This is a genomic window from Paraburkholderia caledonica NBRC 102488 (genome assembly GCF_000685095.1).
In the GTDB taxonomy this organism is placed as follows: Bacteria; Pseudomonadota; Gammaproteobacteria; order Burkholderiales; family Burkholderiaceae; genus Paraburkholderia; species Paraburkholderia caledonica.
The window spans coordinates 206,709-222,497 of sequence record NZ_BAYE01000008.1; the positions used below are offsets into that span (position 1 = coordinate 206,709).

16 protein-coding genes are annotated in these 15,789 nt (G+C 60.4%); 8 read left to right on the plus strand and 8 right to left on the minus strand.

Going from position 1 to position 15,789, the window contains the following annotated elements:
* Positions 1-79: 79 nt before the first annotated feature.
* Both BCA01S_RS18565 and BCA01S_RS18570 read right to left on the minus strand, forming a co-directional pair.
* The gene (locus BCA01S_RS18565; RefSeq protein ID WP_027778198.1) at positions 80-1,012 is read right to left on the minus strand and encodes an MBL fold metallo-hydrolase; all 933 of its coding nucleotides are present in this window, start codon (positions 1,010-1,012) and stop codon (positions 80-82) included.
* A 366-nt stretch (positions 1,013-1,378) separates the two neighbouring features.
* Complete coding sequence (locus BCA01S_RS18570) at positions 1,379-1,789, minus strand: rhodanese-like domain-containing protein (protein WP_408379311.1); 411 nt, start codon at positions 1,787-1,789, stop codon at positions 1,379-1,381.
* A gap of 126 nt (positions 1,790-1,915) precedes the next feature.
* On the opposite strand from BCA01S_RS18570, the gene ftrA reads away from it, so the two are divergent.
* Positions 1,916-2,890, plus strand: a complete 975-nt coding sequence (gene ftrA / locus BCA01S_RS18575) for a transcriptional regulator FtrA (RefSeq protein WP_027778200.1) — start codon at positions 1,916-1,918, stop codon at positions 2,888-2,890.
* 478 nt (positions 2,891-3,368) lie between these two features.
* Here the strand turns inward: ftrA and BCA01S_RS18580 are convergent, their stop codons facing one another.
* Positions 3,369-4,313 carry a LysR family transcriptional regulator gene (locus tag BCA01S_RS18580; protein WP_027778201.1) on the minus strand — a complete coding sequence of 315 codons (945 nt, stop codon included), beginning with the start codon at positions 4,311-4,313 and terminating at the stop codon, positions 3,369-3,371.
* 133 nt (positions 4,314-4,446) lie between these two features.
* Between BCA01S_RS18580 and BCA01S_RS18585 the strand changes: the two genes are divergently transcribed.
* The 6 genes from BCA01S_RS18585 (at position 4,447) to BCA01S_RS38005 (ending at position 10,605) form a co-directional block, all read left to right on the plus strand.
* Positions 4,447-5,211: an SDR family oxidoreductase gene (locus BCA01S_RS18585; RefSeq protein WP_027778202.1), complete on the plus strand. Its 765-nt coding sequence runs from the start codon at positions 4,447-4,449 to the stop codon at positions 5,209-5,211.
* Positions 5,212-5,284: 73 nt separating this feature from the next.
* The gene (locus BCA01S_RS18590; RefSeq protein ID WP_027778203.1) at positions 5,285-6,076 is read left to right on the plus strand and encodes an SDR family NAD(P)-dependent oxidoreductase; all 792 of its coding nucleotides are present in this window, start codon (positions 5,285-5,287) and stop codon (positions 6,074-6,076) included.
* Positions 6,077-6,670: 594 nt separating this feature from the next.
* Positions 6,671-7,960, plus strand: a complete 1,290-nt coding sequence (locus tag BCA01S_RS18595) for an LssY C-terminal domain-containing protein (protein ID WP_027778204.1) — start codon at positions 6,671-6,673, stop codon at positions 7,958-7,960.
* A complete protein-coding gene (locus BCA01S_RS18600) occupies positions 7,957-9,210 on the plus strand; it encodes an LssY C-terminal domain-containing protein (RefSeq protein WP_027778205.1) in 1,254 nt (417 codons plus the stop codon). The genes BCA01S_RS18595 and BCA01S_RS18600 overlap by 4 nt, the downstream gene beginning before the upstream one ends.
* Positions 9,197-10,348: a hypothetical protein gene (locus tag BCA01S_RS18605; RefSeq protein ID WP_425176706.1), complete on the plus strand. Its 1,152-nt coding sequence runs from the start codon at positions 9,197-9,199 to the stop codon at positions 10,346-10,348. Before BCA01S_RS18600 ends, BCA01S_RS18605 begins: the two co-directional genes overlap by 14 nt.
* 89 nt (positions 10,349-10,437) lie before the next feature.
* The gene (locus BCA01S_RS38005) at positions 10,438-10,605 is read left to right on the plus strand and encodes a hypothetical protein (protein ID WP_156955063.1); all 168 of its coding nucleotides are present in this window, start codon (positions 10,438-10,440) and stop codon (positions 10,603-10,605) included.
* Between the two features lie 243 nt (positions 10,606-10,848).
* On the opposite strand, the gene BCA01S_RS18615 is transcribed toward BCA01S_RS38005, so the two are convergent.
* The 4 genes from BCA01S_RS18615 to BCA01S_RS34970 all read right to left on the minus strand — a co-directional run bounded on the left by BCA01S_RS18615 (position 10,849) and on the right by BCA01S_RS34970 (position 13,218).
* Entirely contained in the window at positions 10,849-11,433 is a 585-nt protein-coding gene (locus BCA01S_RS18615) for a hypothetical protein (RefSeq protein WP_027778207.1), read from the minus strand.
* Between the two features lie 77 nt (positions 11,434-11,510).
* Entirely contained in the window at positions 11,511-12,080 is a 570-nt protein-coding gene (locus BCA01S_RS18620; RefSeq protein ID WP_027778208.1) for a BPSL1445 family SYLF domain-containing lipoprotein, read from the minus strand.
* 102 nt (positions 12,081-12,182) lie between these two features.
* Positions 12,183-12,530, minus strand: a complete 348-nt coding sequence (locus BCA01S_RS37190; RefSeq protein ID WP_027778209.1) for a hypothetical protein — start codon at positions 12,528-12,530, stop codon at positions 12,183-12,185.
* A 391-nt stretch (positions 12,531-12,921) separates the two neighbouring features.
* Positions 12,922-13,218 carry a hypothetical protein gene (locus BCA01S_RS34970; protein WP_052369466.1) on the minus strand — a complete coding sequence of 99 codons (297 nt, stop codon included), beginning with the start codon at positions 13,216-13,218 and terminating at the stop codon, positions 12,922-12,924.
* A 134-nt stretch (positions 13,219-13,352) separates the two neighbouring features.
* Between BCA01S_RS34970 and BCA01S_RS18640 the strand changes: the two genes are divergently transcribed.
* Positions 13,353-13,610, plus strand: a complete 258-nt coding sequence (locus BCA01S_RS18640; RefSeq protein ID WP_027778211.1) for a hypothetical protein — start codon at positions 13,353-13,355, stop codon at positions 13,608-13,610.
* A 1,603-nt stretch (positions 13,611-15,213) separates the two neighbouring features.
* Here BCA01S_RS18640 and BCA01S_RS39085 read toward each other — a convergent pair.
* Entirely contained in the window at positions 15,214-15,495 is a 282-nt protein-coding gene (locus tag BCA01S_RS39085; protein WP_027778212.1) for a LuxR C-terminal-related transcriptional regulator, read from the minus strand.
* Positions 15,496-15,789 lie beyond the last annotated feature (294 nt).

The window sequence follows — 15,789 nt, forward strand, 5'->3', positions numbered from 1 at the left end:
TTGGGCTGGATCAGCACGCCGAGCAGGTTATCGTTTATTGTGTGAAGATTCGGTGCGGCTCGTCCGTCGCGGTCATCGATCAGTAGTCCCACTGAACCGGCACAAAACGGAAGCCGTCGCCGTTCTTTGCGATATGACCGATGGACGGGAACGCGACATGCGCTGCGGCCAGCAGAGCGCCGGTTTTGGCGGCTTCGTTCAGCAGCGACATGCGCACGTCCACAGCCCCTTCAGGATTGTGTTCGAAGCCGTTTTGCCATTGGGGATTGTCGAAGTTGACTTCGAAAATTGCGTCGCCTACGAACGTCAGCTTCTCGCCGTTCGATGCGACGTCCACGACGCAGTGCCCCGGCGTGTGACCACCCGTCACCCGTGCCGACACGCCCGCTGCTACTTCCACAGTCTGATCGAACTGTACGATGTTTTCGCTGTAGAGTTTGACGAACTTTGCAGCAGCCTTGCGCAGCGCGGGAGGAACCGCTTCCGGCATCACCGTCTTGCTGAAATCCGGATTTTTCCAGAACTCCACTTCGGCGCGCGATACGTGAATGCGCACATCCGGGCGCAGCCTGGCTTTGACGCCGTCGACGTTCAATCCGCCAACGTGATCCATGTGCATGTGCGTAATCACGATATCGGTGATTGCAGCCAGGTCGATGCCAGCCGATTCCAGGCGCATCACCGACCGGCCGGCGCGAGAGAAGTATTCGAAACCATCGCCCACGCCGGAGTCGATCAGGATCAGGCGTTCACCGCTACGCACGAGTGCGACGTTCAGCGCCCAGTCGAACATGTCACGTTGCAGGAAGCGGCCATCGAACCATTCGTTGCGGTCCGCTTCACTCACGTTGGTGGACATGGTCGAGGTCGGCAGCGGCAGAACGCCGTCGCTGATCAGCACGACGTCGACATCGCCCACGCGCACGGCATAGCGGGAAGACACGAGTTCGCCTGCACTCTTTTTGCCAAGGCTGGCGATCACGGGCTGCACATTGCGGGTTGTTTCGCTCATCTTCAATAGTCCTGTTGATTAAGTGGGGTAAGCCGCACGGTGCGGCTCACGAGCACGACCACGAATCTCGCGCGCTTCGGTTGCTCGCCTTTCGACCGAGCCTGCGACGCATTGTAGTTAGGGGTGGCGAACGCCAGTAGCACCCCGAAGGTGTTCACCATGTTGTCCGAAGGGCAACAATCGGCGATGGACGGGCAATGGGAGCAACGCGAGTAACAGGCTTACTGAGGAGCGGTTTCAGAGGGAGAGGCGCCGCTTTGCGGGGGATGACCGTGTCACGCGATCCAGAGAAGTCCGACGATGCCCTTTGCAGGCATCGTCCGTTCCGAATCGGGAGCTAACGTTGATGGAGAGCTGGAAACGCGACTACTCGACTTCGCTCACAGTGAGGCTGCCGCCTTCGTCGAGCCATCCGGTGATCCCACCAATCATTACCTTCACCGGCCGCCCAAGCAGAGCAAGCCGTATTGCACCACGCGTAGCGCCGTTGCAATGGGGACCGGCGCAGTAGGTAACGAAGACCGTTTCAGGCGGATAGTTCACCAACTTGGACTCTACTATTTTGCCGTGTGGCAGATTGATCGCGCCCGGCACATGGCCCCGCGCGAACAGCGCCGGACTGCGCACATCAAGCAGCACGAATCCGGGGGTGCCGCTTGCGAGCGCGCTGGCGACATCGGAGCAATCCGTCTCGAACTGCAGCGCCGCGCGGAAGTGGGCAAGCGCGGCTGCGCTGTCGGCCGGAGGAACGGCGGTGACGGCGTTGGTAGTCGACATGTTTGAACTCTGCATAAATCCTCGGATGAACATAGCGCCTGGCGAAGTGATCCAGGAGCCCCATTCTGGCGTCGAGTCGCGATCCGGATAAGTGGCGCAATTGTCAATCTTCGGTAACATCACGCCATGGACAATCATCTCGTCGTTGCGCTGGCTTACGACCGGCTCTGTACTTTCGAATTCGGCTGCGCGACCGAACTGTTCGCACTCGAACGTCCCGAGCTCGGTGTCGATTGGTATCGATTCGCGGTTTGCGCGAGCGAGCCAGGCCCGCTCCGCGCCGCGGGCGGCATCACGGTCGCTGCGCCCTACACGCTCAAGGTGCTCGACCGCGCAGATACCATCGTGGTGCCAGGTTGGCGCGATGCGGACGAATTGCCGCCCGAGGCGCTGCTCAAGAAGATTCGCAATGCCCACCGCCGTGGAGCGCGTCTTTGCTCGATCTGCTCCGGCGTGTTCGTGTTGGCAGCGGCCGGCGTGCTCGACGGCAAGACTGTGACGACCCACTGGCGCTACGCCGCGAAATTGCAGCAGCGCTACCCGCAAGTTCGAGTGCAGCCCGATGCGCTGTATGTCGACGAAGGACAGATCATCACGTCGGCAGGCTCCGCGGCAGGGCTGGACATGCTGCTCCATCTGGTGCGACGCGATTATGGTGGAGCGGTGGCAAATCGGGTCGCACAGCGGCTCGTCGTGCCGCCTCATCGGGAGGGCGGACAGGCGCAGTTCGTACCGCGTCCAATGCCGCAGGACGACAGCGGACGCCTCGCGAAATTGATGGATTGGGTGCGCCAGCATCCCGCTTTGCCGCATACGCTGCGCTCGCTTGCCGAACGCGCGGCAATGAGTCCGCGAACGTTGCAACGGCAATTTCATGACGCCACCGGCATGGCGCCATACGAATGGCTCGTACGTGAACGCGTGACTGTGGCCCGTGACATGCTCGAGGCACAGTCAGCATTGCCCATTGGCCGCGTCGCCGAGTTAGCGGGGTTCGGCTCGGAGGAGTCAATGCGCCGTCATTTCCGACGTATCGCGCTCACGAGTCCAGCCGCATACCGGGCGAAGTTTGGCCATGGCGCACGCGCTCAGAAGCTCTAAGAACACCAAGTCTGGGAATGGCAACACATTCGCGAATCGAGCGCTTGCCTTGCCTGATAGGTTTAATCGTTGCGCGGCAGGATCGTCATCACACTCGTCGGAGATGGAGATACAAGGCCGACGCCGGGAAAACTCCAGGCGTCGATCACACAGGCCTATGCCCGCAGATGTCGCGGGAGGTGACGACACGGGAGAACCTGATCCGGCGCGGCGCCGTTCGGCCGGTCAGGAGCGCCGCTCCCGTCGCTCTCGCCTCGCTGACCTGATACAGGCAGACGAAAGCCACGCTAAAGAAGGGGCAATCGCGGTGAGCTTCGCCGTGGTCTCCCGGAAGCGATGGCCGCGGTGATCGAGACCGCTCTACCACGACGGAATTCGTCGTCAGCCGAGGCGCGGCTTGCGGCATGACCATGGGCTACTGACGAGGCAGCGGACCATCATCGTCCACATGTGTCGGACGCACGCTCCAGACGCTCCTTCAACTGGCCCTCGATGGGACAGCTGTCCGGCTTTCGTCGTTCCGATCCCATGGGGGCGTGCCGCCGAATGCATCGGCCAGGAAATCAATCATCACCCGCACCCTGGCGCTCAGGTGGCGACGGCTCGGATACATGGCGAGTATGTCGATCTCAGGCAGAGAATACTCAGGCAACACGCGCACGAGCGTGCCGGCACGCAGGTCGTTGGCGATCAGAAATGTAGGTTGCCAGATCACCCCTTGCCCGGCGAGTGCTGCTGCGCGCGCTGTATCGCCGTTGTTCGTATGCATGTGACAGTCGACCTTCACCGTGTGAGTCTTGCGGCCAGCATCGATCAGCTGCCACTCATCGCCGGTGGCCGCATACGTGTACCCGATGCAGCGATGCTCCATCAGATCGGCTGGCGTCGCCGGCACTCCCGCGCGAGCCAGGTAGTCCGGCGACGCGCACAGAATGTTTTGCGATGTCGCCAGTTTGCGGGCTGCATGGTTGGAGGAACCGGCTCGCGAAATGCGGATGGCGAGATCGTAGCCTTCATCGACGATATCGACGACGCGGTCGATCAGTCCAACGTCGATTTCGATGCCGGGATACTTCCGCATGAACTCCGGCCAAAGCGGTGCCAGATAAAGAATGCCGAAGCTCACGGGCGCGTTGATACGCAAGCGCCCGCGGGGTTGGACCGACGCCGACGACACCAGCCCTTCTGTATCGGCGACATCGTCGAGAATGGACTTGCAACGGGCGTAAAGCGTCTCGCCGCCCTCGGTTAGAGAAAGCGTGCGGGATGTGCGATTCAACAGACGCGTGCCGAGGTGTGCTTCCAGCTCGTTCACATAGCGGGTCACGTTGGCGGGCGACGTGCCTAGTACTTCCGCCGCGCGCGCAAAGCCGCCGCGGCTCACCACGGTCACGAAAACTTCAAAGGCGCGCAAGCGATCCATATCGACTCCGATCGTTCACAAAAGCTGATTGATACGACCATGTTTTTGGCCTTTCCGCTATCAGGACTGAAGCCTATATTACTTCCACGGGCCAAGGCATAGGGCAGTGGCCGAATGCATCAGGAGAGAGAGCATGCAACGCTTGACCGGAAAAGTCGCTATCGTGACAGGTGCCAGTGCAGGTATTGGCCGCGCTACTGCAAAGTTGTTCGCGAAGGAGGGCGCCAAGGTGGTCATTGCCGCCCGGCGCGCGGCGGAACTCGAAGCGCTGGCTGCGGAGATCGCAAGCGAAGGTGGCGAAGCCGCATATCTGGCGGGCGACGTGCAATCGGAAGACTTCGCGAAGGCGCTGGTGGAACTTGCAGTTGGGCGCTTTGGCCGTCTGGATATCGCCTACAACAACGCCGGTACGCTCGGCGAGATGGGCCCGAGCACCGGCATTTCCGAAGCCGGCTGGAACGCCGCGCTCGCGACCAATCTAACGAGTGCGTTCCTCGGAGCGAAACACCAGATACCTCAAATGCTCAAGCAAGGTGGCGGATCGATCATCTTCACGTCGACGTTCGTCGGTTACTCGTTCGCGTTTCCGGGTACTGCGGCTTACGCCGCGAGCAAGGCCGGACTGATTGGCCTGACGCAGGCGCTCGCCGCCGAATACGGCGCGCAAGGCGTGCGCGTCAACGCGGTGTTGCCGGGCGCCGTGGATACGGAGATGTATCGCGGCATGAACGACAGCGACGAATCGCAGGCATTCGTGACCGGGCTGCATGCGCTCAAGCGCGTCGCCAAGCCGGAAGAACTGGCGCGTTCGGTGCTCTACCTCGCGTCGGACGATTCGTCGTTCGTGACCGGTACCGCCTCACTGGTCGATGGTGGCGCATCCATTACACGTACGTGAACCCCTTGGCGGCATCCAGCATTACAGCTTCGATGCCGCCGTTCTCACTTCATCCACGGAAAGGAAATCACTCATGGACTTGAATCTCACAGGCAAACTCGCACTGGTAAGCGGCAGTACAGCCGGCATCGGTTTCGCTATCGCGAGCACGTTGGCGCAGGAAGGCGCACGTGTGATCGTGAACGGCCGCTCGCAGTCATCCGTGGATGACGTGGTCGCACAACTGAAAGCGGAGACCGGCACCGACGTGCAGGGATTTGCGGGCGACCTCAGTACGGCCGCTTCGGCAGAAGAACTCGCACGACGCTATCCGAACGTGGAAATACTGGTGAACAACCTGGGCATCTTCGAGCCCAAGCCGTTTGAAGAGATTCCCGACGCGGACTGGCAGCGTTTCTTCGACGTCAACGTCTTGAGCGGGGTACGTCTCGCTCGCCTGTTTTTGCCCGCAATGAAAAAGGCCAACTGGGGCCGCATTATTTTCATTTCGAGCGAAAGCGGGGTGCAGATTCCAGCCGAGATGATCCATTACGGGATGACGAAAACCGCGCAACTGGCGGTCTCGCGCGGACTCGCGGAGGCAGTTGCGGGCACGGGCATTACGGTCAACAGCGTGCTGCCCGGACCGACGAAATCGCGGGGCGTGGGCGATTTTGTGGAGTCCCTTGCCAAGGCCGACGGCAAGTCGTTCGAAGCGTTTGAGAAGGAGTTCTTCGAGAAGGTGCGTCCCACATCGCTGATCAAGCGATTCGGCTCGCCGCAGGAAATCGCCTCGCTCGTGGCCTATGTCGCCAGTCCGCTTGCGTCGGCCACGACGGGAGCTGCGTTGCGGGCCGACGGAGGGGTCATAAAGAGCGCATTTTAAAGCCGCGCCGGCATTGGGCCGGGCTCTCTGCATGTTTGCTGGATCGTTCTTAGACGCAGCGGGCCCGGTTGATGCGTTTTTTCAATGCGGGACAACGAGGTCGGGGACGGCCGGCTCTCATGAACTGACGCGGGCCGTCGGAGCGATTCCAAGTGCCGATGACAAAGCAATCACTGTCGCGTGATGCAGAGTCATGCGCCGCCGAGAGTTGATACGAAACAATTTGCAGATGCTCAAGCGACGGTGGTCGGCCCGTTACGGGCCTTGAATCTGGCGTCACCTCTACGGCTGCTTTAAGGTGTTCAACGGCCATCCATACATTGAGTCGGCTCGAGGCGCCATCCTGGAAATTCGGCATGCCTGAGCTGTTGGACCAAGGTCTCATTGACCGGCCCGAAGTTCAGGTGTCTTATTGTTTCGGAAACGTTCACGTATCCGTCACCTCGCCCAGCCACCGGAACTCCCCATGACCGGTGGATTCGTTTGCGGTAGCAAGCCGGCCTCAACCCGCGTAATCAGACAGTACTGGAACGGCATATCAACTTGACCCACTGACAGGAGCGCCGCCCGGGCTCGCGGCAAAGGGGTGACGCAATGGACCGCATCGTGAATCGACTGCTGGCTGCGGTTGTCATCGCCGTCGTGTTGTGCAGTTGTGTCATTACGCTGCCCGACGCCGGCGGACTAACCTATAAGAGCCGCGCCGCGACTCGCACCGAAGGAGGGCTCCGGGTTTCCGCTTCAGTGCTTTCGGCTGAAGAAAGCGCGGCGGTTTACGGCGTGCCGCTCGCGAAAAAGGGGATCCAGCCGGTATGGATAGAGGTACAGGACGACGAAACGGTCAGCTATTTCCTGATGTCGCCTGGCCTCGACCCAAATTTCTTTCCGGCTTCCGAAGCGGCCGAGGCGTTTGACGGCAACAATCCGCCCGGCGGGAAAGACGAACTCGACAGGCGCTTCCGTGGGCTCGCCTTCCGCAACCCTGTGCTGCCAGGACAGACCGTATCGGGGTATGTGCTGACCAACCTCAGCGAGGGCGCGAAGCTCGTCCAATTGGACCTCGTTGCGAGCGGGCAGGCAAAGACATTCTCGTTCCTCATGGTGGTGCCCGGCTTCTACGCCGATTACCATGTCAGCGCAGTCTTTCGGCGTGAGGTCTATCCGCCTGAAAGAATTGTCGACTACACGGACGACGAGGCTTTCCGCGTCGCACTCGAAGCGCTTCCCTGTTGCGCGACCAATGAGGACGGGTCGAAGAACGGCGATCCACTCAATCTCGTCATAGTGGGAGGCCTCGACGACGCTTTTCCCGCACTGGTCCGACGAGGCTGGAGTCCAACCGAACAAAAATGGTCCGGCGCAATCATGAAGATGATTACCTCCGCGCTTTCCGGCGAGCGTTACGTCAACGCACCTGTCAGCGATCTTTATCTGTTTGGCCGGGCGCAGGACCTCGCTCTGCAGAAAGCGCGCGACACGATTCACCAGCGCAATCACTTACGCCTCTGGCTCAGCCCGATGCGCTATCGGGGCAAGCCCGTGTGGGTGGGCCAGATCAGCCGGGATATCGGCGTGCGTCTTACGTTTCACTCACCGACGCTGACGACGCACAAGATCGACCCGGACGTAGATGAGGCGCGCACATCACTTACCGAGGACATGGCCTATTCCCAAAACCTCCAGATGATCGGATTCGTAAAGGGAGTGGGCGCCGCCCCGCCAGGCGCACCGAGCGAGAATCTCACCACTGACCCCTACTACACCGACGGCTATCGGCAAGTACTCATATTCGACCGGCAACCCACCTCGCTCTCAGGGATCGAATTTCTCCCTTGGGAGGCGGCGGCAAAGCTCAACTCCCTGCCCTCAGGAGCAAAGCGATGAGCGAATCGTCGTCGCTGCAACGTGCATTGAAGAATGCTGCTGGCGGCGTCGTCCTCTCGCTTATTTTCGCGGGCTGTGCGACGTGGACAGCCCCAATCAGCATCGACGACGCGCCGCTTCGTGAGCGTGCGGTAAGCGCGACGAAGCAGGACGCACGGGTAAGCGTGGCCGTGCTGGGGTCGGACGACAGCAAGCGCATGTTCGGCGCCGACGTCAACAAGACCAACATCCAGCCGCTATGGATCGAAGTCGAGAATCGGACTTCGCAGGCGTTATGGCTGCTGCATTCAGGCACCGATCCGGACTACTTCTCGCCACTCGAAGTCGCGTGGTCCATGCACACGCTTCTCGGAGGCGCGACGAATGCAAGCATCGACAGTCACCTGAACAAGCTTGGATTCAGGAATCCCATTCCCCCCGGGGAAACGCACGCGGGGTTTCTTTTCACCAATCCCGACCGGCAGATCAAACTCGTCAATCTCGATCTGTTCGGAAGCAAAACGCTGATCCCCTTCTCTCTGTTTCTGCCTGTACCGGGCGATGCCGCGGACCCGCGTTTCGCGCTGACCCCGTTCCAGTATCCCGAGACTGTATTCACGGACTACCACGACCTTGCGTCGTTGCGCGCAGCGCTCGAAAAGATGCCGTTTTGTGCCACTGATGAGCACGGGACAACGGAAGCCGATCCGTTGAACGTGATTGTCATCGGTACGCTTGGGGACATTGGCGCCGCAATGGTGCGGCGTAGCTATCGTCGCGACATGCGTGAAAACGACCTCGCGCAGTGGGTATTTGGACGCAGACCCGATGTCGTCCTGCGCAAGGAAGCGCAAGCGGGCGCGCCCTCCACTTCATTGCGTGCATGGCTCGCGCCCATTCGCTTCAACGGTGACCCAGTGTATCTGGGGCAGGCCGGTCGGCCGGTCGGCGGTCGCTTCGCCCACCATCACACGGCAGGCGATGCGCTGCATGGGGATGTCGACGAGGCGCGGAACTTTCTGATCCAGGACCTGATGTATTCAGGCGGTCTGGATAAACTCGGCTTCGTGCACGGCCTGGGTCCATCATCGCAGGTACACCCGCGGACAACGCTGAATGGAACGCCTTATTACACTGATGGACTGCGCGCCGTGATGTTCTTCGCGACACGCCCGCTCAGTTTCACGAACGTGCAAATCCTTGACTGGGTGCCTTACCTGGAGCAGCGTGAGTCCGCCGCACGCAAGGAGAACGGCAATGCCGGCAAGTAACCCCATCACGGGAGCGCCAAATGGCGTTGCGATGCGACCGAATCCAGTTCGGCGCGCCTGGAAGAATGGTGGTGTCAGTTTCGCGCTCCTTACGACCTGCCTTGCGCTCGTAGCGTGCGCAACGAAGCCGCTCGTTCCCTACTCGACGGACACGCCGCTGCTCGCGCTCGTTCCCGCATCCGAAGCGGGCGTGCAGGACAAGCGGGCGCGGTTTCGCGAAATCTACTGTGCGGTGCTTGAAGCGCACGGCCCGGCGCTTCCTGACTACCGTGCTTGCGAAGACGCACTGACGCGCGTCGGCACTGAACCTGCCGGCACCGGCGCGAGCGTCGATCTCGGTCAATCAAGGCGCCACCTCATCGCGGCAGTGGTCCCTGGCATCGGGTACGACTGCTTCAAGCCGTGGCTGAATTCGCCGGGAACCGTCACCAAGCAGCTACAACAATCTGGCTACGACGGGGTCATGCTCGACGTCGACGGGCTGTCGAGTTCCGCCCACAATGCACATCAGATCCGCGACGCCATCATGGCAATGCAACTGTCCGCTGGAACAGCGCAGCTCGTGTTGGTCGGTTACTCCAAGGGTGTCGCGGACATCCTGGAGGCTGTCGTCGCGTATCCGGAGATCCGTAGCCGCGTGGCGGCTGTCGTCAGCGCAGCGGGAGCAGTTGGCGGCTCGCCGCTTGCCAACGATGCCGAGCAATATCAGGCTGACATGCTGCGGCACTTTCCGGGCGCGACCTGCGCCTCGGGAGACGGCGGCGCCGTGCAAAGCCTGCGCCCCGCAACACGCAAGGCGTGGATGGCACAGAATCCGCTCCCGAGCGAGCTACGCTACTACTCGCTCGTGACGTTCCCTCAGCCGGAACGGATATCGTCGATACTAAAATCGAGTTACGACAAACTCTCGCGGGTCGATGCCCGCAACGACAGCCAGGTGATCTTCTATGATCAGGTTGTGCCCGGAAGCGCTCTCCTAGGCTATGTTAATGCCGATCACTGGGCATTGGCCGTGCCTGTTGCTCGAACACACACCATGATCGGCTCCCTGTTCGTCACGCAGAACGCTTACCCCCGCGAGGCGCTGACAGAGGCGATTCTTCGCTTTGTGGAGGAAGATCTGACATCGGGAAAGTGAACCGGCGCCACACGTGCGCAATGCCACCATCGCGAGCCTTTAGCGCATGACAATATCGATCAGACTCGTTGTGTCCGGCTCGTTGAACGATGGCCCAGTTGAGCGCGCGCCTCGAGCACGCGCGGGCCGGCGATCTTCAGGTCGCCGTTGTTCGCATCGGCTTGCGCGATCAGACTCTTGAAGTTCTGGTTCGCGAATATCTGCCACCATTGCCAGATGTCAGGCTGTGTTGCCTGCTGGATGAGCTACCCGATTGATGCGCTGCTCCAGTGTTCGCTCGAGCTCCCGTGCTGCGGATGAAAATCCGGTCCGACACCCATGCACCGGCTCCTGCAGCCAGCGGCAATCAGCAGCCATTACGCGGCAGCATAACTTGTCTCCCGGCAGGTCACCTCGTGGATGCTGGCAACAATCTAGGGCACGCCCCTCACAATGGCGGGCGGAACAGATCCATGCGGCCGCGTCTGCCGACGCGTAAAAGAAGTCGGTTCATTGATGTGTTATTTACTCATGCCGGGCGTGACGGATATCGCGACCGCCTCCGTGTACACGACCTGAACCTGATCTCCCTTGCGAATATTCTTCATCTGCTCGGGGTCCTCCACGATCACATCCACCGTGTTGTGCGGTCCCTTTAATGTGACGGTTTTGGCTTTCGCATTCACGGCGAGAACATCGGCCATGACCGTGATTTCCCGACCGATTGTGCCACCGGGCTTGGCCCCGGGCGAGGAGCGCTGTTCCATCGTGCGCTCGGAGGCGGAACGCGGGCCGCTCGTTTTCGAGAGACTCAGCGACATCGCTTCCCGGTATTCGATTGTGACCACGTCGCCCACCTTGAGCTGGCCAAAGTTGCGCGCCTCTTCGCCCACCTCGACGTCAACGATGTGGCCTTTCTTGTCCTTCAGGGTAACGGTCCGGGTGGCTGGGTCAATTTCGACGACCGTGGCTGTGACCTTCGCCGTTCCGGTCACGGTGGCCGTGCCGGCACCTTTTGTGACCTCCACCGACGTCTGTGGCTGGGCCAATGCCGGTCGCGCCATCATGGCGACAGCGGCCATTACAAGGAAAATCCGGGTCTTCATGTCAACTCCTTAAACCATGGTATGCCTGCGCACGTGCTGGAACGACGCCTCGATAGTCGTGCGCTACAGTGCCGGTATCAGATGTCGAGCTTGCTGACCTTCGTGCCTTCGAAGCTAAGATTGGCCATCAGGCCGGAGTTCGTCAGCACGAAACCGACGATCGGCGAATTCGTCGTTGCAGTGTCAAGCGTACCGTTGGCGCCTGTCTTCGCCACCGCCACCGAGCCATCCACGCCGGCGGTCCACCCCTTGTCGCTCGTCCGGAATTTCTCGAGCGCGTCCTGGGTCATGAACATCAGGATCACCGCCTTGGACTGGGCGCCAATCTGCAAGCCGAACGAGGCGGTGCTGGTCTTGTAATAGCCGACGGACGAGCCTCCCTCGCGCAGCGCCCCTTCGCCATATTCCCCACCGACCACCAGGCCCGCGGCGATCACTGACGGAAAGACGAGAATGGCCTTGGCCTTGCTGGCCTGCGCCTGCGCGCCCGGCGTCGAACTGTACAGTTTGCGGAGGGCGCCATCGACGCCGGTATCGATTTCATGGCGTTTGTTGGCCGCTTCTGTCGGATTCGAGGTCGAGCCGCAAGCGGCCAGCGAACTGGCCAGTGCGATGGCACTCAGCGAAAAGAAGGTACGGCGGTTCATGAGACTCTCCTCGATTGAAGTGCGGCAGATGTGGGCCTGACGCACCTGAGATGACTGTCCACATCTGTCGAAACAACGAAGTAACGCAGACTGACCCGCTGCCTAGAGGCAGCCGCTAACATCACCGCCGGTGTTGCCGCCTGTCCCGCTGCCTGCGCGGGAACCGACCCACGTTTTGCTGTTACCCGTCCACGACGGCCGCACGAGAGCGGCTGCGCCATTCGGAGGCTGCTGCCCCGGGACATAGACGTCCATCGCCTGGTTGTTCGCCACAATCACCTGCGATATGACCGTCTGTTGAGACTGGTTTGCCCATTTCTGGGCGATGCATTGCGAGACTGCGGGGACGGACTGCTGGCTTTCTCCAAGCGATTGTGCGCTCGGCGGCATGGGTTGGCTTGCACAGGCTGACACAGCAATGGTCACGACGAGAAGCGGTAACGGTTTCATTTTTTCACCTCAAGTTGGTTTCGCGCTTCGAAGCGCAGGCGCGTCAATCTGTACGTCGCGGCAGGAAACGTGTCGGCTCTGGTAGATGTTACGAAGCGGGCTCAAGATCGAAGGTAACGGCGAACCGGCCGAGGGGACCATAGCCGTCAACAGGCCCGTTGATGTTGTCATGGCAATCTCCGAACAGAAGTACCTCGGGTCAAGAATAGGCTTGGCGCACGCCGGCCGGTATTGGACCTTGGTTCTATGTCACGGGGAGCGGCAATCAATGAACTAACGATTGTGCGAGTTTTCTGAGGGGATCCGTGTTCGCGTGACGTGCCTTGTCACGTCGAGGCGACAATGGTGCCAACCTCGCCGTTTGTTCAGCGCTTTGCAGCGATAACAGCGTTTAGCAGGCCGACTGTTTCAGCTGCTCGGCGCTGCCGCCGTCCGTAAAGTGGCCCGTAGCTGAAGGATAGTGACCTACTATGATAGGCAAGCGATACAACAGCCAATGCTTCGCGTTCCACTTGCATGTGAACGCATAACGCGCCTTCACCTCCGACCCGTCGCCAAACGCGAACGGGTAAAGTCCGGTGTCGATGGCGGTGTAGCAATCTGTTCTGATGGCACGGAAATCGATCTGCCCCACAGACCTATTTTTCAGGAAGTGTTCGAAGTAGTCCTTCTTTTTCTCGGGCGTCAATCGTGGTCTCCTGGATATGACTCAGCCGACAAGTGGATGCCGCCGAGGGATCGGGTGTGGCTCTTTGAGAGCATACGAAAGCGGCTTGGCACGACGCTAACCGCCGTTTTAACCAGGCATACAGGAGTGTGAAGATGGTCGGACCAAGGAGACGGACGATCGGAATTCTGGCGGCGGCCGGACTCCTGGCGCTATCGGGCGCAACTCTCGCCACCGATCAGTCGCAACAGCGCCAGGCAGGCAGGAATGCAAACCAGAATGCGAAACAGCAGGCACGCTCGAACAAGGTCGACTGCCGGGCCGCAAACCAGAAAAGCAACTCCCAGTGCCGGCAGGACAAGCGCGACACGAAACAGGGTGGCCGCCAGCAAAAACGGGACATCAAGTACTGATGGAAAGTCTCGCTGCGATCAACCTACCGGGTACATCGTCGACTCTCCATTCATACAGTCGGCGATCGATTTCGGCGTCGTCCGCCGCGACGAAGGCGTCCAGAGATCACACAAAGACAAAAAGGCCCGCAGATGCGGGGAACCGGCGACGGTGTTAGTTGTCGCCACGCCATTTTGACCCGGATGCAGAAATTCCGCTGAACCAAACGGCCGGTCTGCAACAGTGAGCGGGCATATCAGCGCCGACCCACGAACGTCGGCTCAGGCCGATGACGGAGCATGCGTCTTCTACAATCGGAAGGCCGGTTACGGGCCAAAGCCGACGCCCGAACGTCCGATCGACGATGCATGTGAACGGCGGGTTCTGTAGAACAATGGTCATTCAGTTATTCCTTGGGCTCGGAGTGGCTGACGCCTTATCGGCAGAAGCGGTCTCCGGTGGATTGCTAAATCGGCGCCGCTCGGGACTCCATGAAAAACAATCGGATCTCAACTTGCCCATCATCTCGTTCCCCGCGTTTAAGGCGCCTCGACGAAACAAACCGCCTCCACCTGCTTCTACAATGGTTTCCCTAATCGACGGTTCTGGGCAGTGATCCGCATTCCGCTAGAGATCACCGGCTTTCCATAGATCATGAACGTAGGCAGCGTGGGGATCGGCGCGCCTTGTCACTAGCGAACCGGAAGAAATCCAGCAATGGCCGATGCAGTGTGCTGGAGTTCTCGCTATGGTTAGACTTTTTTCCAGTCGCCAACCGCTCGGTCCAGGTCAGCGGGAGGCGCGCTCCGGCGCGCACTGATCTGCCGGGCGTGAGCCACACGCCGAGGGCACGATCTCACTACGTATCGCGTCATCGCGACATCGTTTGGAACCAAATCGGCGTGGACTTCAATACATTGGCGATGAAGTGGACCGACGCACTGAGACGTCGCGATGCGCCCGGTCGCGCAATTGATACCAGCCCGCGCCGGATTGCTTCAAGCACACCGCTAGCGCGGCCAACGCATTGCCGCGAGCCCGCCCCGCTGACCCGGAAAGGCGGCAAGCTTATTTGGGCTTCGCAGAGTGGCGCGACCGCAGGCGCCTCCTTGAGTCACTGGAGAGGGTCCGGCTCCGCACCGTGCGTACTGGATAGAGTTACCGTCACGGCGGATCGGAGCGTGGTGGCGGGGCGACCCTGCTACCTTCACTAGAGCCGGTGGCAGATGACGGCGCCGCGGCCATGGCGGCGGGCGGCTCCGATGTACGTGGGGCGGCTATGAGAAACCCACTCGATGTCAAAAAGATAGCGAGTAAAAAGACGAACTCCACCAGACTACTCCCCTTTTCATAACGTTGCGGGCTCGCATGTCACCGTCCTGGAGGCGAACGACCAGCACAATCGAAGGACCGTAGAGTAAGCCTAGCGGGCCCGCGCAAAAACGGAAATAGGACTTTGGTCCACCGCCCTGACGAATTGCAAGGAATTACCGGTGCTGCGGCACGCCTGCCGGTGGCAGGTCTGCGCGCTACGCTATCGGCCCGAGTCTGCGCTCGCTGCCAAGCGAGCCTTCTCGGCGAGACGGACAAGCTCCGGGAGCGAACCGGCTTTCACCTTTTCCATCACGCGGCATGATGATTCTTGATGGTCTTTTCCGCCGCACCGCGTTCGCTCGCAACCTGCTTGTTCAGATAGCCTTCCACCACGAGCGTCATGACCTCGCGCTCGCGCAGCGTAAGCTTATTCAGCCGGCTCGGGATATCAGCAAGTTCCGCGCGTCGTGCAAGCGCGTCGCAGCCTTCCACGGCGCCGAATGCGTTTTGCAGCAAATTGATCATGACCTGCTGCAACTGGGTGTCGTCGCCGCGTACTTCCGGCAGATGCCTGTCGATGTCGAGAGTCACGCTTATGCCACGCGAGCGTGCGCCAGAAATTTTTCAGGCACCTGCTTTACCGACAGAAAGGCTATTCATAATCTTTTCCTTCTGCCGCGATGGCATGTGAATGAGCTCACGCGGCACGGCTTTTCACTAAATCTGGCTTAAAGGCGTGCACGCTTTTTGTCGTTTCCACACCACCACATGCCGCGGTGCGAATTCGGCGTCTGATATGGTAGACATGTCGTCCCTCACGCGTGAGTAGTCGCACCAGCGACGGTACGATTCGCAGTTATCGGTTATGGAGAATTCACGTTGGAA